16 protein-coding genes are annotated in these 21,342 nt (G+C 31.3%); 8 read left to right on the top strand and 8 right to left on the bottom strand.

Annotated elements, in window-relative coordinates; genetic code table 11:
* Position 1: 1 nt before the first annotated feature.
* From murD to ftsZ, 7 genes are all read left to right on the top strand, one after another.
* Complete coding sequence (gene murD, locus L3J35_06100) at positions 2–1,342, top strand: UDP-N-acetylmuramoyl-L-alanine--D-glutamate ligase (GenBank protein MCF6365759.1); 1,341 nt, start codon at positions 2–4, stop codon at positions 1,340–1,342.
* 53 nt (positions 1,343–1,395) lie between these two features.
* Entirely contained in the window at positions 1,396–2,550 is a 1,155-nt protein-coding gene (locus L3J35_06095; GenBank protein ID MCF6365758.1) for an FtsW/RodA/SpoVE family cell cycle protein, read from the top strand.
* A 10-nt stretch (positions 2,551–2,560) separates the two neighbouring features.
* Positions 2,561–3,673 (top strand): undecaprenyldiphospho-muramoylpentapeptide beta-N-acetylglucosaminyltransferase, encoded by a 1,113-nt coding sequence (gene murG, locus L3J35_06090; protein MCF6365757.1) that lies wholly within the window; start codon positions 2,561–2,563, stop codon positions 3,671–3,673.
* Complete coding sequence (gene murC / locus L3J35_06085) at positions 3,674–5,083, top strand: UDP-N-acetylmuramate--L-alanine ligase (GenBank protein MCF6365756.1); 1,410 nt, start codon at positions 3,674–3,676, stop codon at positions 5,081–5,083.
* 9 nt (positions 5,084–5,092) lie between these two features.
* Positions 5,093–5,872, top strand: a complete 780-nt coding sequence (locus tag L3J35_06080; protein MCF6365755.1) for a hypothetical protein — start codon at positions 5,093–5,095, stop codon at positions 5,870–5,872.
* Between the two features lie 50 nt (positions 5,873–5,922).
* On the top strand, positions 5,923–7,224 hold the full coding sequence (gene ftsA / locus L3J35_06075; protein MCF6365754.1) for a cell division protein FtsA: 1,302 nt from the start codon (positions 5,923–5,925) through the stop codon (positions 7,222–7,224).
* A 76-nt stretch (positions 7,225–7,300) separates the two neighbouring features.
* Positions 7,301–8,779 carry a cell division protein FtsZ gene (gene ftsZ / locus L3J35_06070; protein MCF6365753.1) on the top strand — a complete coding sequence of 493 codons (1,479 nt, stop codon included), beginning with the start codon at positions 7,301–7,303 and terminating at the stop codon, positions 8,777–8,779.
* An 82-nt stretch (positions 8,780–8,861) separates the two neighbouring features.
* On the opposite strand, the gene L3J35_06065 is transcribed toward ftsZ, so the two are convergent.
* The 8 genes from L3J35_06065 to L3J35_06030 all read right to left on the bottom strand — a co-directional run bounded on the left by L3J35_06065 (position 8,862) and on the right by L3J35_06030 (position 20,076).
* Positions 8,862–9,323, bottom strand: coding sequence for a hypothetical protein (locus tag L3J35_06065; GenBank protein MCF6365752.1), 462 nt, complete (start codon positions 9,321–9,323; stop codon positions 8,862–8,864).
* A complete protein-coding gene (locus L3J35_06060; GenBank protein ID MCF6365751.1) occupies positions 9,323–10,219 on the bottom strand; it encodes a hypothetical protein in 897 nt (298 codons plus the stop codon). The genes L3J35_06065 and L3J35_06060 overlap by 1 nt, the downstream gene beginning before the upstream one ends.
* Before the next feature lie 97 nt (positions 10,220–10,316).
* The gene (locus L3J35_06055) at positions 10,317–13,565 is read right to left on the bottom strand and encodes an ATP-binding cassette domain-containing protein (protein ID MCF6365750.1); all 3,249 of its coding nucleotides are present in this window, start codon (positions 13,563–13,565) and stop codon (positions 10,317–10,319) included.
* 99 nt (positions 13,566–13,664) lie between these two features.
* A complete protein-coding gene (locus L3J35_06050; protein MCF6365749.1) occupies positions 13,665–14,054 on the bottom strand; it encodes a DUF1987 domain-containing protein in 390 nt (129 codons plus the stop codon).
* Between the two features lie 9 nt (positions 14,055–14,063).
* Positions 14,064–14,642, bottom strand: a complete 579-nt coding sequence (locus L3J35_06045) for a SiaB family protein kinase (GenBank protein MCF6365748.1) — start codon at positions 14,640–14,642, stop codon at positions 14,064–14,066.
* Positions 14,643–14,653: 11 nt separating this feature from the next.
* Positions 14,654–17,254, bottom strand: a complete 2,601-nt coding sequence (locus L3J35_06040; protein MCF6365747.1) for a PAS domain S-box protein — start codon at positions 17,252–17,254, stop codon at positions 14,654–14,656.
* Positions 17,255–17,261: 7 nt separating this feature from the next.
* The gene (locus tag L3J35_06035) at positions 17,262–19,220 is read right to left on the bottom strand and encodes a GAF domain-containing protein (GenBank protein MCF6365746.1); all 1,959 of its coding nucleotides are present in this window, start codon (positions 19,218–19,220) and stop codon (positions 17,262–17,264) included.
* A gap of 229 nt (positions 19,221–19,449) precedes the next feature.
* Positions 19,450–20,076 carry a class I SAM-dependent methyltransferase gene (locus tag L3J35_06030; protein MCF6365745.1) on the bottom strand — a complete coding sequence of 209 codons (627 nt, stop codon included), beginning with the start codon at positions 20,074–20,076 and terminating at the stop codon, positions 19,450–19,452.
* Between the two features lie 67 nt (positions 20,077–20,143).
* On the opposite strand from L3J35_06030, the gene L3J35_06025 reads away from it, so the two are divergent.
* Complete coding sequence (locus L3J35_06025; GenBank protein ID MCF6365744.1) at positions 20,144–21,292, top strand: DNA polymerase III subunit delta; 1,149 nt, start codon at positions 20,144–20,146, stop codon at positions 21,290–21,292.
* Positions 21,293–21,342: the final 50 nt, after the last annotated feature.

The following is a 21,342-nucleotide window of genomic DNA, read 5'->3' as shown; positions in this document are numbered from 1 at the left end:
AATGCCGAGAAAAAGAATTGTCATATTAGGAGGAGGTATCAGCGGAATAGGAGCATCGGTTCTTGCAAAAAAGCAGGGATTCGATGTCTTTGTTTCTGATTTCGGAGAAATTAATGATGCAAATAAGATAATTCTGAATAATAATACAATCAAATTTGAAGAAAAACAACACAGTTCCGAATTAATTCTTAATGCCGATGAAATTATAAAAAGTCCCGGAATTCCCGATACAGTACATATTATTATTTCTGCAAAAGAAAAAAACATTCCTGTTATTTCAGAAATTGAATTTGCAGCAAGATACACAAATGCAAAATTAATTTGTATAACCGGCAGCAACGGAAAAACAACAACTACCGAACTTATTTATCATATTTTTAAAAATGCAAACATGAATGTTGCCTTAGCAGGAAATGTAGGTAAATCTTTCGCAATGCAAGTTGCCGAAGAAGAAAATTTCGATTATTATATTATTGAATTAAGCAGCTTTCAACTTGACGGAATGCATAATTTCAAAGCAGATATTGCAATTTTACTAAATATTACACCCGACCATTTAGACAGGTACAAATATGATTTTCAAAACTATACAGACTCAAAATTCAGAATAGCCCAAAACATGACCTCAGATGATGCTTTTATTTATTGCGAAGATGACGAAATAATTCTGAAAGAAATTAAAAAAAGAAATATCAAAGCACAAATGTTCCCTTTTTCCGTAAAGAAAAAAATAAAACCGGGAGCATATAAAACAACAGAAAATATATTTATTGACATAAACACAAGAAACTTCAAAATGGAAAACGGTTTATTATCACTCGAAGGCGACCATAACATGTACAATTCAATGGCTGCCGGCATAACAACTTTGCTCAGCGGAATAAGTAATGAAGACTTGAAAAACAGTCTTTCCGACTTTGCAGGAGTTGAACATCGCCTTGAAAAATACATTAAAGTAAGAGGTATTCAATTTGTAAACGATTCTAAAGCAACTAATGTAAATTCTGTATGGTATGCTTTACAAACTATTGTTGCTCCTATTGTGTTAATAATGGGCGGAGTTGACAAAGGCAACGATTACGGAATATTAAAAGATTTAGTAAGACGAAAAGTAAAAGCAATTGTAGCTATGGGAATTGACAATAAACCTATTCTTGAAGCTTTTGAAGATGTACTACCTGTTTATGATACAGACTCAATCAACTTAGCGGTAAAAACAGCATATCAATTAGCCGATGAAGACGATACAGTTTTATTGTCGCCGGCATGTGCAAGTTTTGATTTGTTTAAAAATTACGAAGCCAGAGGAAAACAATTTAAAAATGCAATAAGAGACCTGTAAAACCGGAGAAAAGCCCGGAGGTCTTCTTGAAAATTTAAGATAAATAAAGTAAATTGAAAACAATAAACATAAAAAAAATATTTAAAGGCGACAGTGTACTATGGATTATTACACTTTTATTACTGTTATTGTCAATACCGGCAGTATACAGTGCGTCTGCAATGATTTCAAACAAATCCTATCAAGGAGATATGCACTTTTTAGTAAGACAAATTATTGCTGTAGCAGTTGCTCTCTTTTTTGTATTAATGTTTTCAAAAATCAGTTACAAAAATTACCTCGGGATAATTAAAATTGTTTTCCCTGTTGTATTATTTTTATTGATTCTTACACTTTTTTCCGGAACTTCACATAACAATGCAAAACGATGGTTTGAGCTCCCGGGTATCGGAATAGAAATTCAAACATCGGAATTAGCAAAAATTGCATTAATTATTTTAGTTACAAGTTTGCTGGCATCAAAGAGAAATGATGAAGAAATCCATGATAAAAAAGTAAAAACTGCAACTTGGGCTTTCGTAATAACTGTCGGGCTTATATTTCCCGCAGACTTATCTTCCGCATTAATGATTACGGCTATTATTGCTACAATAATGTTTATTGCACGTGTTAAAATTATAAAAATTTATATAATACTGTTAATAGCTGTCGGAGCAATAGTGATTTATGTGCTTATGGCAGAAGTATTTGAATGGCCCGGAAGAATATCAACATGGGAACACAGAATTGAAGTTTTTTTTGGCGACAAAGAAGACTTAAGCAGTGATGAAACATATCAATTAGATGTTGCAAAAATGGCAATTGCTAACGGCGGACTTTGGGGAGCAACTCCCGGCAACGGAAATGTAAGATATCTTTTGCCCCAATCTCATTCCGATTTTATTTTTGCATTTATTATTGAAGAATATGGTTTATGGATGGCTGTTTTCATAATTTTATTATATCTTATTTTGTTTTACAGAGGTATCAGAATTGCACGAAAAACAAAAAGCCTGTTTGCGGCATATCTTGCTCTGGGGCTTACAATGGCAATTGTATTACAAGCATTTATAAATATCGGAGTGTCAGTAGGAGCATTACCCGTTACAGGACAAACATTACCTTTAATTAGCATGGGGCGAACTTCATTGTTGGTAACAAGCTTTTCTCTCGGAATTATTATAAATATCAGCAGACAAACAGAATTAACACAATCAGAAGAATTATAATGCATTAACTATGGATAAAACAAAAATAATAATAAGCGGAGGAGGAACCGGCGGACATATTTTTCCTGCTATTGCAATTGCACAAGCATTAAAAAGAATTGATTCTGACATAGAAATCTTATTTGTAGGTGCAAAAGGGAAAATTGAAGAAAAGAAAGTCCCCGAAGCAGGGTTTAAAATAAAATTGCTGAATATAAAAGGATTTGCGCGAAAGTTTTCTTTAGAAAATATTAAAAATATATTTCGTTTAATTTCAAGCATTTCAAAATCAAAAAAAATAATAAGAAAATTCAAACCGGATGTTGTTGTAGGTGTCGGGGGCTATGCAAGCGGTCCGTTAGTTTATGCGGCAACTCAAAAAAGAATTCCGTCATTAATTCAAGAACAAAATTCTTATCCGGGTATCACAAATAAAGTTTTATCTAAAAAAGCAAAAATAATATGTGTTGCTTACGGTAAAATGGATCGTTTCTTTCCGAAAGAAAAAATTGTTAACACAGGAAATCCTGTCAGGAAAAAAATTACTAACCCGAACATATCGAAAGAAGAGGTTTTAGGTTTTTTTGATTTAGAACCCGACAAAAAAGTAATCCTGAGCCTCGGAGGAAGCGGAGGGGCAAAAAGCATAAACGACAGTATTAAACAAAACATTAATGAAATAGCAAAAAAAGATTTTTATTTTATCTGGCAAACCGGAAGAAATTATTACGAAGACTCTTTAAAAGCAGTTGAAGAAGCCGGAGCAAAAAACATAATCGTTTACGACTTTATTACAAGAATGGATTTAGCATTTAAGGCTGCCGATATCGTTATTTCAAGAGCCGGAGCAGGAACAATTTCCGAATTGTGTTTGCTTGAAAAAGCTACAATTTTAGTGCCTTCACCAAATGTTGCCGAAGATCATCAAACAAAAAATGCAATCTCATTAAAAGAAAAAAATGCAGCAATAATGGTTCTTGATATTGAAGCTAAAGACAAATTAATAGGCGAAGCTTTAAAATTAATTGAAAATCCGGAAAAAATAAATAGCCTTTCAAAAAATATTGCAAAAGAAAAAGTTGAAAATTCAGACACAAAAATTGCAAAAGAGGTTTTAAAACTTGTAAAAAAAAATAAAAGATAAATGTCAAAAAAAAAGAATGACATATTAAAATCAATTAAGGCAACATATTTCATCGGAATAGGCGGAATAGGAATGAGTTCTCTTGCAAGATATTTTAATCAAACAGGCATAGAAACGTCAGGTTACGACAAAACGCAAAGCAATATAACCGATAATTTAATAAAAGAAGGAATAAACATCCATTTTGAAGATGCTGTAAATCTGATAAACAAAAAAATTAAATCATTAAAAAAAGAAGAAGTTCTTATTGTTTATACACCTGCTATTCCAAAAAATCACTCAGAATTAAATTGGTTTATAAATGAAGGTTACGAAATAAAAAAACGCTCTGAAATTTTGGGTTTAATAACAAATCAATATAAAACGGTTGCTGTTGCGGGAACACACGGAAAAACATCCGTATCAACAATAATTGCACATATTTTTAAACAGTCCGCAGTAAATTTCAATGCGTTTCTCGGCGGAATTTCAAAAAATTACAATTCAAATTTAATATTAAGCAAAACCCCGAATAAAGCTGAATATGCAGTAACAGAAGCCGATGAATTTGATCGTTCTTTTTTAAGTCTGCATCCTTGGTGCGGCATTATTACTTCTGTTGATGAAGATCATTTAGATATTTACGAAGACATCAACGATTTGAAAAAAACATTCGGAAAATTTACAAGTCAAATTCATAAATGCGGTTATTTAATCATAAAAAAAGGTGTTGAAATCGAAAAAGCAAATTTTCCGGTAAATGTTTTCAGCTATTCTTTAAATGAAAAAGCAGATTATTATGCCGAAAACATTAAAACTAACGCAAACAAAAGCACATTTGACCTTGTATGTCCCGGTAAAACAATAAAAGATGTTACAATCCAAATACCGGGAAATTTAAATATTGAAAATGCTGTTGCAGCAATATCTGTTGCTGACATTCAAGGAGTTTCAGAAAATAACATCAGAAAGGCATTAATGTCTTGGACAGGAGTTAAAAGACGCTTTGAATATATTGTTAATACACCCGAAATTATTTATATTGACGATTATGCACATCACCCGGAAGAATTGAAAAGTTTTATAAATTCGATAAGAGGTATTTATAAAGAAAAACATATAACAGGCATTTTTCAGCCTCACCTTTTTACCAGAACTCGTGATTTTGCAGAAGAATTTGCTCAAAGCCTAAGTTTACTCGACGAATTAATTCTGTTAGAAATTTATCCTGCAAGAGAGAAGTCAATACCCGGAGTAACATCAAAATTAATTTTTGACAAAGTGAACCTTAAAAACAAAAAACTGATAAAAAAAGAAGAGCTTTTAGAAACAATTAAAAATAAAAAACCGGAAATACTTTTAACTATAGGTGCCGGAGATATTGACAGATTTGTTGACCCGATAAAAAAAACATTAAAACAATATTGCTGATTTAAATAAATGAACAGAAAAAGCAAAATAATAAGCATATCCGGAATTGTACTGATTATTTTAATAATCGGGGCTTATATTATTTTTTCCGACAAAACAATTTGCAAAGCAGTAGAAGTTGAAATCTCAGCTGATGAAAAAGAATGCATTATTGATGAATCAGACATAAAAAAGATTATTTTTAAAGAATACAAAAACTTATTAGGAAGCCCTATTAGTATAGTTAACTTGTCATCATTAGAAAAAAAGATAGAATCTCACCCTTCCGTCAAAAATGCTGAAGTTTTTAAGAAAATTAATGGTATTTTAGTCGTGAAATTAAAACAAAAAGTGCCTATTGTAAGAATAATGCCGACAACCGGCAAAAACTTTTATATAGATAAAGAAGGCTCGCTAATGCCTGTTTCTAAGATAGGAAGTGCCAGGGTACTTGTTGCAAACGGAAATATAAATTTTAAATATAAAAACAACAGAATTACTGTCGGCAAAGATACAACGATTACAAAGCATATTCAAGAAATTTATAAAATTGCAAAAGTATTATCAGAGGATGAATTTTTAAAAGCCCAAACAGAACAGATTTACATAAAACAAAATAACGAATATGAACTAATACCGAAAGTAGGAAACCACATTGTACTCTTGGGCGACATTTATAATTATGAAAACAAAATAAAATATTTAAAGCATTTTTACATAAATATCCTGAAAAAAGAAGGTTGGAGAAAGTATAAATATATTAATCTGAAATATAAAAATCAAATTGTTTGTACTAAAAGCAACAAATAAAAAAACAGGCAAACTCACACAATATTAATTACTCAGTAAATTTTAAACACATGAAAGAAATAATAACAGCAATTGACATCGGAACAACTAAAATTGTAGCTCTTGCAGGTGAGCGTGACGAAAACGGGAGAATCAGAATTTTAGCAAAAGGAACAGTACCTACTCCGCAAAAAAGTGTTAAAATGGGGGTTGTGCAAAACATCGAAACAGTTTCTAAAGCAATAAAAGAGGCTGTTCAAAAAGCAGAAAACACATCAGACATCGAATTTACATCCGCATTTATCGGTATTGCAGGGCATCACATTAAAAGTGTGCACAACAACCATTCTATCGTAATAAAGTCGCCCGAAAATATTATATCAAAAGATGATGTTGAAAGAATGACCCAAGAAATAAGAAATCTGTCGCTTGAAGCAAACGAGGAGATTCTCGATGTTATTCCGCAAAACTATTCAATTGATAAAGAAAACGGTATTGATGAACCGGTAGGAAGAATAGGCAAAATATTATCCGGAAATTATCATATAATAATTGGCGAAACAACCGCAGCAAAGCACATTAAACGTTGTGTCGAGCTTTCAGACATTAAAGTAAACGATTTATACCTTGAACCTATTGCTTCATCAAAAGCTGTTTTAACAGAAGACGAAAAAGAAGCCGGTGTTGCATTAGTTGATATAGGCGGAGGCACAACCGATTTAGCAATTTATTATGAAGGCATTTTAAGACACACTGCCGTAATTCCGTTCGGAGGTGATGTTATAACAAAAGATGTAAAAGAAGCATATAAAATTTTACATAAACATGCCGAAGAATTAAAAACAGATTGCGGAACCGCTTTAAGCGAATTTGCAAAAAAAGACAGTTTAGCCGTAATACCGGGGATTAGCGGAAGAGATTCAAAAGAAATTTCTTTGGTTGAACTTTCAAAAGTTATTCAAGCCAGAATGGAAGAAATTATTAACATAATTAACTTTGAGATTATAAACTCCGGATACAGAGATAAATTAGCAGCAGGTATTGCCCTTACCGGAGGCGGTTCATTATTGGATAAATTACCTCAATTAATGAAATTTGTTACGGGGCTTGATGTTAAACTTTCAAAACCTCCTATGACTGCATCTTCGGGAGGAGCAAGAGTAAACAGCCCGAAACTTTCAACGGCAGTAGGCTTAGTAATTCTCGGATTTGAAAATATTGAAAAGGCAGAGCAACCGAATAAAAAGAAAAGAAAAAAAGAAAAAACAAATAAAAACGGTTTAGGAATAAAAGGAATCTTTGATAAAATTTCTCAATCAGCAAAACAAAAAGCTATTAACTTTTTTGATGATGACGATACTGTAATAGAATAAGTATAGCCGTATTAAATATTTGATGTCAACTTATATTAAACAAAAAAAGATTAATAACAATACAAAACTAATTATTATGGACGATTTATTGCCCTTTGATTTACCGACAAATTTTGCTTCAATTATAAAAGTCCTCGGAGTCGGCGGAGGAGGAAGTAATGCCGTAAATCACATGCTCCGTCAAGGAATTGAAGGTGTTGATTTTATTATTGCTAATACTGATATCCAGGCACTTGAAAAAAGCCCTGTCAGAACAAAAATTCAACTCGGGAAAACACTTACTGAAGGTTTAGGAGCAGGAAATAAACCCGATGTAGGAAAAGAAGCTGCAATTGAAAGCATTGAAGATGTTAAAACAGTTCTCGGAGCAGGTACAAAAATGGTATTCATAACCGCAGGAATGGGAGGCGGAACAGGAACCGGAGGTGCACCCGTTATTGCTGAAGCCGCAAAAGAACTCGGCATTCTGACTGTAGGAATTGTAACTATTCCGTTCAGATACGAAGGCAGCAAAAGAATTGAGTCGGCAATTCAAGGTATTGCAGAAATGGAAAAACATGTTGATGCCCTCTTAATCATTAATAATGAAAAAATTCGAGAAATATACGGTAACCTTGCAATAACAGATGCCTTAGGAAAAGCTGATGAAGTACTGACTGTTGCAGCAAAAGGAATAGCAGAGATTATTACCATTGAAGGACACGTTAATGTAGATTTTGCTGATGTTAAAACAGTTATGAAAAGCAGCGGAATTGCCTTAATGGGAACAGGCGTTGCAGAAGGGGAGAATCGTGCAAAAGTTGCGGTTAAAGATGCACTAAATTCACCTTTATTGGATAATACAGATATAAAAGGAGCAAGTAACATACTCCTAAATATTTCTTCCGGCAAAAACATAGCAACATTAGATGAAATAAGCTTCATAAATGAATATGTTCAGAAAGATGCCGGAAATCGTTCCGATTTAATTTGGGGAAGTAATATTGACGAGGAATTAGGAGATAAGATAGCTGTAACCGTTATTGCAACAGGTTTCGGAACTCATGACATACCTGAACTGTATTCTCACCGAATGCTAAACTCAAAAGAAGAAACAAAAACAGAAAAAGAAATAATTGAAATAGGAAAAGAAAATACGCAAAAGGAAGTTGCAGAAACTGATGACTTCTTCTCAAACTACGAAAAACCCCAGAAAATAACCGTTAAAACAGTCAGTAAAACGGAAGAAGAAAAAGATATTGTTTTTTTCAATAATGCCGTTAATGACGAAGAAAAGAAAGAAAATGATTCTGAGTTTGAATTTGTTGAAACCCCGCAAGTTAATGATATAACTTTTGAGGAAAAGCAAACAAACTCTAAAAAGTTACAAGTTAATAATTACTTAAAACACCTAAATGATTTGGAAAATGTACCTGCATACAAGAGAAAAGGGATAATAATTGATCAAAATAACTTCCCTGACAACAGGCAATATTCTCGTTTCACACTTTCTGACGAAAACGGCGAAATTAATTTGAACGAAAACAATTCTTATTTACATGATAAAGCTGATTAAGCTTTTATTTCGATAAATGTTGTTTAAAATAAAAAAGTCGATTTTTAAAAATCGACTTTTTTTAATTTATAAAAATAAAAGGTTATTGATTTTTTCCGACAAAAGACAGAATTCCTACGGCACAAGTTTTTCTTTTCCCCCTTCCCTCTTTAAACCTTATTGAAACATAGTAAACACCCGAACGTTTGCAGATAAAGTCAAACTTATCATTTCCGCTTTTTTCCGTTGAATTCCAAGGTTTTGTTTCCGGGTTTCTGCTGTCAAAAAGGGTTAATTTAACATCATTTCCGTATCCCGGAGGAGTACATAAAATAAACCTATATCTGGTCCCTCTGTTTAAAACAACAGGCCATTTTGTTCCGTTAATACTGCCTGATGATCTGACAGCTCTTAACTTTGTGTTAAAATCGCGCAGATAAATAGCATTACCTCCTTGTCTTGCACATTGATATACCCTTTGTTGTTTACATTGAGCTTTTGCTTCTTCTTTCGGTGCAAAAATGAAAAAACTTGTTATTGCTATAAGAATTGCTATTTTCTTCATTATAGTGAGATTAAATTGTTACGAATTTGAATTATTTTATTTATTATTTTATCTAAATCTTCTTGTGTATATTCTATTGTTGTATATTCTCCCGGGTCAATCACGGTTGTACCGTCTTCCTCTATAATAATCTTATTTTCCCCCTCGTGTATTTCAATAACAACATTACCGTAAAGTAATAACAGTTCATGAAATTGTTTATTCATCTCTGTAAATCTTGCTTTATCTTTAAAGAAATCCAACACATCTAATAGTTCTTTTAAAATATCTTTTTGTCCTGCAATTATTTCTTCTGTTCTTTTGTCAGCTCTAAATTGATTGACTTTTCCCGCAAGATATTGACCTTCAAGCCAAACACCCGTAATCATTAATGCACTTAAATCACTTCTTCTTGTTTTCCTTAAATGCTCATCCATGTCATGATAGCTCGTAACAGAAAGATACATTAATTCTTGAAGGTCTGAACTGTTTGCTGCTAACCTTTTTAATGTTTGAAAATCAAAAAATTGGTCAACATCTAAGGCATCAGCAAGTCTTTTTATTGAAGTTAAATATTCAACAATTGCATTTTTTCTGCCGTAAACATTAAGGTATCCTAAATCAGCACTTAACATTCCTAAACCGAGAGCTTTTTCAAAATTTACTTCAAAATCTCCTACGTTTTCGGTAGGAACCAAATTCTTCTTAGAATAAGGCACTTGCATGTCTTCAATTGTTGCTGCCATTTCAATCGGAGAAGGAAAACTTTCAATTAATGCGTTTATTTTCTCCGGATTAATTTCTACACGTTTTGTGGTATCATCACCAATCGGAACATCAATTGTATCATCACCTCCGCCTCCGCAGGAAGTAAAAATTGCTGTGATTACTATAAAAAACAATATCTTTTTTGCCATAATTTTCAATCTGTTCAGGCTATTTAACAATCAAAGGTATTAAAAATTTAAATATCAAAAAAATATACTTCATTGTTTTTGTTTTTGATATGTCCAACTAACTGTCTGACACAATGTTATTGTTATTTTTTTTCTTAAACTTTAAATTACCGAAAAAACCGATAATTTTTCTTAAATGGTCATAATATAAAGGAATGTATAATAAAATTGACATGGCCCAAATAAAAATAACATTAAACCAAAACGTACTGTAATATTTTCCCATAAAATATTTGTTCGGTGCATAAAAGTGAGAACGTATTCCTATGAAGTTAGAATCGTCAGGCTCCAAATATATCGGTTCTTCTTGTCTTATTAACTTGTCTTTATATCGTAATATTTTATTTTTTTCATATATATTTCTTACGATATCATCCAAATGTTCATTATGAAATTTATCTCTGAACGTTACATAATATTTGGGTTTTTGTTGGTCTTGGAAGTTAATAAGATCTTCTTTTAACTCATTTGCACTTGAGTATACAGCTAAATAAAAATCTTTAATTACCTCTAACCTATCCATTAACTCATACCCGTGCTCTTCAACATCATAATCTTTTATGTTTAGTGTATTGATAAGGTTGTCCGGTATAATCAGCTTTTCTTCAATTGCACCTTTATCAGCAGTTAATGCATCAAAACCGTCAAAAAACACATCAAAATTTATTTTTTTAACACCTTTTCCGGCTTTATATATTTTTAGTTTATTTATTAATTTGAATATCTCTCTGTTTTCTTTTGAAATTTCATTTTTAAGAAGTGCGAGTTCCATTGCTTGAATTTCAACAATTGAATCTTTATCCCCGACTTTATCATTTATTTCATCTTGTAATATTTCAAAAGACTCAATACTTTCTGATAATTTAGGGATTAATTTATCTTGTTTGAAATTTGCCGTGCTTTTTACTTGATTGTAAATATAGTATTGCTTTTCAAATTTATTTTCTTTAAATTGTTGAACCATTAAACCTTCGTATGCCCACCTTGAAGCCATAATATCGGCAATAAGCGGCACCTTATCAACACTTCCGATGAGCCTGTTTAATTTATCAAAACTGAACATAGCACCGCCGAGAGCCATTTGCGGTATCATTAATAACGGAATTAAAATATATATTGTAACAGCAGAATTAAAAGCTGATGAAATATTTAATCCCATAAAGTTTGCAAATACAAAGGTAGAGAACAGTACTAACCAATATTCAAAATACATTCCTTGAATTCCTAGAATAAAGTTGCCGATTAAAACAAAAAGAATCGCTTGTATTGCAGAAATAACGATAAGGATTGAAATCTTAGCGGTTAAATATGAGGAACGACTGAGATGTAAGAATTTTTCACGTTTTAAAATTTTCCGATCTCTGAAAATTTCTTCTGCACTTACTGTTAATCCTAAAAATAAAGCAACAACAATACTCATAAATATATAAGGCGGAATATTTTCGTTATCAAAAAAGATATACGTTGAGGATGTAGGATCGGATATATATCTGATTAAAAATGCTAAAATAAATCCGAGCAAAGGTGCTTCCAGTAAATTTAATACAATATATTGAGTATTACTGACTTTTGACAGCAAATCTCTTGTAAGGAATATTTTAAATTGTTTAAACCAACCCGGGATACTTAAAGTTGCAGGAGGTTCGTCATTAATTTCTTCAATATCTTCTTTAGGAACTTTTTCTTGGTAATGTTTTTCCCACTCAACAGGTGAAATTTTACGAACTTCGGTATATTGTCCGAACTCATCCACTACCTCTGCTTCAATTATATCAAAAATCAATTCAGGAGTAACATTACCGCAAATTCCGCACTCTCCGACATCAGCATTAATCTGATTATCAATGGCTTTAAAGTGAACAACTGCTTCAACCGGATTTCCGTAGTAAACCATATAACCGCCTTGATCTAATATCAACATTCTGTCAAACATTTTATATATGTCTGATGACGGCTGGTGAATTACAACAAAAATCAGTTTTCCTTTTTGTGTTAATTCACTCAACAGCTCCATTACATTTTCAGAGTCGCGAGATGACAAACCGGAAGTAGGTTCATCAACAAAAAGAATTGAAGGTTCTCTGATAAGTTCAAGAGCAATATTCAGTCTTTTTCTTTGACCGCCGCTGATAGTTTTATTCATCGGGTCTCCGACTTTGAGATCTTTTTTCTCGTAAAGTCCCAAATCTTTTAATGTTTTAACAACAAGAGCACTAAGCTCATCTTCGCTATGGTCTTTAAAACAAAGTTTTGCGTTATAATATAAATTTTGAAAAACGGTAAGTTCCTCAATAAGTAAATCATCTTGCGGAATATACCCTATAACACCTTCGAGCTCTCCTTTATTATGGTGAAGGTCTATACCGTTAATCTTTACGGTCCCTTGAGAAGGTGTTGTAATTCCGGATAAGGTATTAACCATTGTTGTTTTACCTGAACCGCTTGCACCCATTATGCCTACAAGTTTTCCGTGATCAACCGAAAAGCTTATATCTCTTATACCTATGTCGCCGGTTTTAAACTTATACTGAACATCACTTACAATAAACGAAAGACCTGAAATTTCCTGGTCTTGCATAAATGTTGCAACAATATCACTATAATGAATGGGTTTCCCTTTAGGAAGCTTAATCACACTGCCGGGAGCAAACAGATAAATACGATTATTATATGCAGCAGTACTGTTTAAATAAACATCTTGCTTGCCTGTATATTTCAGGAAGAAAAGGTCTGCACTTTTTAAATGAAGAATTATTACACTGCCGTGTAAACTCTCCGATTGAATATATTGTGATTTTTTTTGTGATTGTTCTTTGTCGTTAATAATAAGAATAAACTCCGAATCTAATTCTCTGTAATCATCTTTTATAACAAAGTTTTCAATTTCAGAGTATTCTTCCGGTGTTAAGTTAAACGCATCGGCAACAACAGATATAATCTCCATTCGTTGCTCGGTTAATTTCTTTTCGGTATTTATGAGCTCAAAAAGACGAGCTAAAACAATAACTTTTTGTTTATGGTTAAGGGTTTTGTTAATTTTTCTACAAATTCCCATAACCCTGACAGAGTCAACCATTTTAACCTGCCCGCTGTCTGTTCCTTTTTTCTTCTCCGCTCGTTGTTTCTTTTTTTCCTCTTTTTCAGTATTTTGAATGAATAAATCTAAGTATTCGGTTACTTGGGTTTTGCTAAGTTGGGACGCAAGAAATGTTCTGACAAAACTTTCTTCTTGTGCAACAACACCGTCATCTTGTTTTGCAATGATTGCAAAAAGTTGCATCAGAGCCTTTAGTATTTCTTCACTCATTTTTTAGAAATTAGTAAATTTTTAATAGAAAAAGAGAGTATTAAATATATTCCGCACATTATAAACAACAAAAAACTGATTTAAAATGTACGCAATGCTTTAATCTATTGAATAACTGACCTGCTCAAAAGGAACTTCGACAATATCTTCATATTCTTCTCCTGCTTCTTCCATATCCTCATCATCATCAGGGAAATGCCATCTGACTAATACATCTTTTCCTGCATCATTCATATCTTCAAGCTTTAGAAGAATATCTAATAAAAGTTTCGAAGATGCAGTATTGAAATATTCTAATTTAATATTCAAAACTGTTTTTTCCAGCGGATTTTCAGCATATTCATCCAACCATTCCAATATCGGGTCGTAAAATGCTACAACGTCTTCGGGAAGTGATCTTCCGGAAATTTCCATAAAAGGATTCTCAGGGTTTGCGTCTAATGTAACCTGAGGAGTATCGTCTGTGCCTTCAATTTTTATTACTCGCATAATTATTATTTATTTTATTCTAGAAACTGTAGATGTTAATACAAAGTATGTTTTTTTTTCATTAATGTCCAAAAAAGAATATATAAGTTGCTGTCCTGTTTTTCTTACAATATCAATAAAGCCAAGCCCGGCACCTCCTTTATCGGAAAGTCGACCTTTTTTTATTTGCTCTTTATAAAGCTCTTTTAAAGAGTTTTTATTACTGCCGTTAATCTTTTTTATTACCAGTTTTAATCCGGGAACTTCATATTTATCAATAACATTTCCGGTAGTAATTGTGTATTCAGTTTCAGATTTACTGATAAAGAATATTCCTTGCCCGTCGGTAGCTGAATTTATATCTATTTTTTCTCCTGAATGTTTACTTATGTTCTGCAAAGATTCAACCATAATGTGGAAAACTTTTTTCTGCATAATACCCGGCTCATTATCAATAGCAATATGGCTTTCTGCAAGAGAGCTGAATGCTTTTGTAATTTCGTGTGAAATTTCCCCTTCATAAGCAAAGCTTATATTATTGTCTTTTAATTTTGTGTAAAAATCATATACAAAGTTAAAGTCTGTATTATTTTGCATTTCATTTTCCATATAAACAATTTTTAAAACTCTATACCTATTAAAAGTACATCGTCAATTTGTTTGTAACCTTTTTTCCAGTTTTCAAATTGGGTTACAAAGAAATCATAATATTGTGTCATTGAAAAATTATTTTTTTCAATGATTTGTTTTTGAATTCGACCGGCTTGGTACTTTCTGCCTTCTTCTCCTCCTATTTGATCCGGTAATCCGTCTGTAAATATAAATATTTTATCTTTTTTTTCAATATCAATTTTAAAAGTTGTAAATTTTTTTTCAATTTCAGCTCTTTTGCTGCGAATAGGTTTTCCTCCTACAGCCTTTCTGTCTCCTTTATATCTGGTTACATTTTCTCCTCTTAGAAGAAATAATGCATTATGTGCTCCTGCAAATTCTAAAGTGTTTTTCTTTGAATTTATTTTACATATGGCAATATCCATGCCATCCCTCGCTTTTGAGTCGGGTGAATCTTGCCTTAATGTTCTTCTCACTTGATAATGTAATTCGTCAAGTATTTCTCCTGTCGTCAGGTTTTCTTCTTTGCCTACTATGTTGTTTAATGAGAAGTAACCTATAAACGAAAGAAGTGTTCCGGGAACTCCGTGACCTGTACAATCAATAGCTGCAATATAAATTTCGTCATCCTTTGCATAGAACCAAGGAAGGTCTCCGCTGACAACATCTCTCGGTTTATAAAAAACGAATGATTCCGGAAGGTATCTTTTAATTATATTTATATCGGGTACAATTGCAGATTGAATTCTTTGGGCATAATTAATACTTTCTGTAATGTTTTTATTTTTCGTTTCAATTTCAAGTTCAATTTCTTTTTGTTCTGTTATGTCATGAACTACGAATAAGAATGTTCTTATAATACCTTTTTCATCAGTTTCGGGGATTGAGTTAAACTGGACAATTCTTTTTTTATTACCAATCATGAATGTTGTTTCAACTTGAATTTCTTCTCCTGCAATATTTGTTTTATTTATTATTTCTTTAAAGAAACCGAGAACTTCTTGGTCAAGATCAACATTGTTAATGTTTTTATGTATTAGGTCTTGAGAGGTTTTCCCGATAAACTGTTCTGTCATCGGATTTGCATAATAGAAATTTCCGGCTTGGTCTACTCTTACAATCATATCGAGACTGTTTTCAGACAGTGCTTGCATTTCACTGCTTAGCCTCTTTGCATTTTCTACTTCTTTTTTTATTGTAATATCTCGTGTATTAAAGATAATACCGTTAATTGCAGGGTTATCTGATAAATTCCTGCCTCTTGTTTCAAGCCAAACTCTTTCTTTATTTTTATTAGTATATTGATATTCAATGATTTTCTCAATATCGGGGTTTATCAACAGTTCGTTAAATGCTTCTTGTAATATTTTATCACCCCTCTCAAAGCGGTTAATCCCCAGCATTTCATCGGGTGTAAATCCTAATATAGTTTTTACGGAAGGGCTGACATATTGAACTATTCCGTCTGTATCATATATTGTAATAACTTCTGATGCATTTTCTAATAATGCATGCAATCTTTTTTGCCCTGTTTCAACTTCCGAAATTTTTGAGGCTAACTCAATATTAGATTTTTCCAACTCAATTTGAGTTAGTTCCATTTTGTTTGCATTTTCGCGAAGTTCCTGTTCATTTTTTTGCAATTGCTCTGTTAAGTTTCTTGCATCTTCCAAAAGTTTTTTTGTCGTCAGGTTCGCTTTGAAATTAAAGAGGGTTTGTCCGATTATTTCTTTCAGTTCAATAAGAAAAGAAATAATTTTTTCGGAATACTCACTTTTTAATCCGGCGATTTCAATTACTCCTTGTATTTTTTCATTTCCGATAAGGGGTAGTGTTATTAGTGCTCCAGGGCTTTGTTCCCCTAATAATCCGGATGAAATTGTAATGTAATCTTTAGGCAAATTTCTTCTGTATATATATTCTTTTTCATAGGCAGATTGCCCTACAATTCCCTCTCCAATTTTAAATTTTTGCTCAATATGTTTTTCTCTTCCGTAGGCGTACGAAAAAGAGTTAATTAATTTATTTTCACTTTCATTAAATAAAAAAAATGCTCCTTGAACAGAGCCGGTATATTCTATAAGGCTGATTAAGACATCTTTAATGAGGTTATTAAGGTCATTGTGTTTACGCAGAATATCTGCAACTTTCTCTTTCCCTGATGTAACCCAATTTAATTCATTTTCATTTTTTTGTTTTTCGATAAAATTTTCTTGCATAAGCAATAAAGTTTTATCTGTCTCAAAATTACCTGTATATTCTTTTTTTTCAACTGCAATTTCCCCCTCTCCTATTTGTTTTGCAAAATTTTCATATTGTTTAATAATTTTCTTTTGGGAATTTATTTTGTTTATTAAATGTGAACGGGTTTTGATTATTTTTCGGGCAATAAAAAATGAAATTATTCCTAAAATTACAGGTGTTATGTCAAGAATAAAATACATTGGGTTATTTATATGCATTGTTTTAATAGCAATTACGTTAAATGCATATTTATCTAAAAAAAAATAAAAAGACCAGCCAAAAACAGGAAAAATCAGACCTGTTATAAATCCTGCGATTGTATATCTTACAATAAATATAGTTTTATTTTGATTTTTGTTGCTCATTACAGCTTTATGATTTGAAGCTACCTAACCACTGAAAATATTTTTTGTCTTTTTCACTTTGAAATTTTTCTTTAATCTTATTTTCTCTTTCAATATAAGAATTCAATTCTTTTGAAAAATTTTCTATTTTCTTTTGATATTCTTTTATATCTTTTTCTGTTTTAACATGAATGTTTAACAATTGTTCTTTTTGTTTTTCTGTTTCTGTTATTAAAAATGCTTTTTCCTTTGTCAGTTTTTCTGTTTCGTTGATATTGCTTGCAAGTATCAATATTCTTACAATTTGTCCTTTTTCGTTTTTTATGGGAGTAAATAAAGATTTTACAAATATTTCAGAATTATTTTTCGAGATAAATGTTAGTGTTTGCTCAATTGATTCGTCTTTTTTTACTTTTGACAATATACTGTTTATAAATCCTTCATCTTTATTCTTTATAATCTCAAATAGATTTACATTTCTGATCTCTTCTTTTCGAGAATTAAGAGTTTTAACAAAAAGATTATTAACAGAGGTAATTTTCCCTCTTGTTGTAATTTCAATTTTAATTAATGTTTTATCAACAGCTTTTATCAACCCGAACATTTCGGTTTCACTTCTTTTGGCTTCTTTTTGTATTTCTCTCAGTTCTTGCATTTTTTCTGTTATCTCGGCATCTTTTTCTGCAAGTTCTTTTGTTTTTTTTCTTGATTCATCAAGTAATACTGAAGTTTTATCTGTAATCTTTGTTGTTTCAAGTGTTGAAGCAATATCCTCTGCAATATTTTCAATAAATTCAACTTCATTTTTAGTGAATTCTTCAAATGAAGCAATTTCTATAACTCCCAAAATGTTTTCTTCGGTTTTTAAAGGAACAATAAGGATATTTGTAGGCGGAGCTTCTCCTAAACCGGATTCTATTTCCATATAATCTTCGGGAACATTATTTATCCAAATTGTATTTTTTTCAAGAGCACACATTCCTATTAAGCCTTCGCCTATAGGAATAATTTTATTTAAGGATTTTATTCGGTCATAAGCAAAAGCTGAATTTAGTTCAAGAAATACTTTTTCTGCTTGTTCTTTTAAAATAAAAAAGCCTCCTTGTGCTGCATTAAAAAACTTAACAATATTTTTTATGGATGCTTCTGCTAAAAGATTGATTGACGAAGAAGATTCTCTTAAAATATCATTAAATTTTGCTTGTCCTTCTGCAAACCATTGTCTTGTTTTTTCTTCTTCTTGTCGCTTATTGTTCAGTTCGATATTTGCTTTCAACTTATTTCTCAGTTGAACCAACGAGAATTCCAGAATGTCTTTTTTATTATATTTTTTAAATCTCACTTCGTAATCATCATCAACTAATTGCTTTACAAAAGCAGATATTTCATTTGTTTTGTAATACAAATTTGCAAGTTTATTATGTATTACTGAAAATTCATTGTTCAAATTTGAAGGCTCAAAAACAGAGCGTCCTTTTGTGATATCATCTATAACGGACTCGACTGATTTTATCGGGTTTACAAAACGGCGTTTTATTAAAATGAAAAGTAGTATGCTTAATATTATGTATAAAAGAACTGCAATGATATTAATAATAAGTGCCGATGTTTGTTTGTTTTGCAAATCAGAATTATAGATGCTTTGTATATTTTCAATAAATGAATACAGAGAGTTATAGTTCTTTTTTAACGACCTTAACAGACCTTCATTTTCAGGGCTTTCCGACAAGCGATTTAATATTTTAAAGTATGTTTGCCAATTACTTTCAATTTCTTTTAGTTTTAACAACTTTTCAGAATCAGGAACTTCAATGAAAACAATATTACCCGATTCCGATATATTGCCTCCGTTAATCAAAATTGACAATGTATAGTCAAATAAATCTGCCGCAGCAAGAGCTTCATTTTGCGAACTAATCTGATTCAAATAAAAAAGTTCGGAAAGAACATCTGTTTTTTGTAAAATAAGTTCATTTGTTTTAAGCAATTTTATTGAATTAGATAAATATTGCTGCTTGGCGTCAAGAATCCTTGATAGCTGAAAGTGAAGCAAACTGAGAATAATGATACAGAGCAGTATTATTCCAATTATTAATGATGACGAAGTTTTTCTCAAAACCATAATCAAGGTATAAAACTATTATATATAAGTTTTCAAAAATAGTAATTTTTTACTTTAATAAAAAGTAAGGGTAATATATTATTGTTGATTTGAATTATTTTTTCCTTAAAACCATTAAGCCGTCTCGGATATTGAGTAAGAAATTTTCGACTCTTGAATCATGGTGAACATATTTATTAAATTCAATTATTCCGTTTGTTGACTCATCTTTAAAAAAATCTTGTTTAATTACTTTGTTGTTCCACAAAACATTATCTGCGATTATATATCCTCCGGTCTTAACTTTATTAAAGACAGATTTATAGTAATTTAAATAATTTGGTTTGTCTGCATCAATAAATACTATATCGAATTTTTTATCGATTCCCGGAATTATTTTTAAAGCATCTCCTATGTGTAATTTTACTTTTTCTTCGATTTTTGCTTTTTTAAAATGTTTTTTAATTATCGGTTCTAACTCATCATTTATTTCAATCGTATCAATAATTCCGTTACTTGACAAACCCTTTGCCCAACAAATTGCAGAATAACCCGTATATGTTCCTATTTCAAGTATATTCTCAGGACAAATCATTTTACTTAGCATTTGAATAAACTTACCTTGGTAATGGCCGGTTAACATTCTTGGTCGTAAAACTTTCATGTAAGTTTCTCTCGATAACTCAGTTAAAGTTTGGTCTTCTTCTTCTGTGTGATTTAAAATATAATCATTAATTGTCATATCAAAATATACTTCATTTTTTATTAAACATAAAATATTCTATTTTTGAACTTGAAAACAAAAGTAAATGTTTTTTAAAGATATTACAGGACATAACAGAATAAAAGAAAATTTGCTGAACACTATCAAGCAAAAAAGGATGAGCCATGCTTGGTTATTTGCCGGGGCGGAAGGAAACGGGAAGCTGGCTATGGCAATTGCCTATGCTCAATATTTATCCTGCCTAAATAAAGGAGAAAATGATTCATGCGGAAAATGTTCTTCTTGTAAAAAATACGAAAAATTAGTTCATCCCGACTTACATTTTGTTTTTCCGGTTGTAAGAACAAAAAAGTTTACAAAGCCTGTAAGCGATGACTACATTTCAGTTTGGAGAAATTTTATTTTAGAAAGTCCTTATCACGGATTTGAAAAATGGTTGCAAAAATTAGAAACAGAGAATCAGCAAGCCGGTATATTTGCACAGGAAAGTGGCAAAATAATAAAAAAATTGAGTTTTAAACCTTATGAATCAGAATATAAAACAATGATAATTTGGCTACCTGAGAAAATGAATGTAACGGCATCAAATAAACTTTTAAAAATGATTGAAGAACCTCCGCCCAAAACATTATTTATCCTTGTTGCAGAAGATGTTGAGAATATTATCAAAACAATACTTTCAAGAGTACAGTTAATAAAAATACCTAAAATAAGTCGAGAAAGTATGTTTGAAAGCATAAAAAACAAATATGAGTTTAATGATGATAAAGTTCATGAAATTGTAAGAATTTCAGACGGAAATTTTTTAAAAGCAAATGAGTTAACAAGTAATTCAGACAATAATATTGATACAGATAATTTTATATGGTTTTCTGAACTGATGAGACTATCATACGGCGTAAAAATTAACGAATTAATAAATTGGTCAGACCAAATGTCAAAAGCCGGACGAGAAGTGCAGAAACGGTTTTTAGAATATACTTTGCAAATATTCAGAGAGAACTTTATTTTAAATATTAATCCTGAAAATCAAAATAAAATTGTATTTTTGACCGATAAAGAGAAAAAATTCTCTGTAAAATTTTATAAGTTTATACATAAAGATAATATTTTAAAGATTACAAACGAGTTTACCCAAGCGTATAACCATATAGAGCGAAACGGTTACGGAAAACTCATTTTTTTAGATCTTGCACTAAAAACAGCAAGATTATTAAAAATTAAACCACAGTAAAAAGTTGGTTGTTCCGAAAATAAAAAATGAAACGATATAATATTTAATTA

This window comes from Bacteroidales bacterium, assembly GCA_021648725.1.
Taxonomy (GTDB): domain Bacteria; phylum Bacteroidota; class Bacteroidia; order Bacteroidales; family JAADGE01; genus JAADGE01.
Note: the sequence above shows the minus strand (reverse complement) of the source record. Positions and strands in the feature narration are given on the sequence as shown.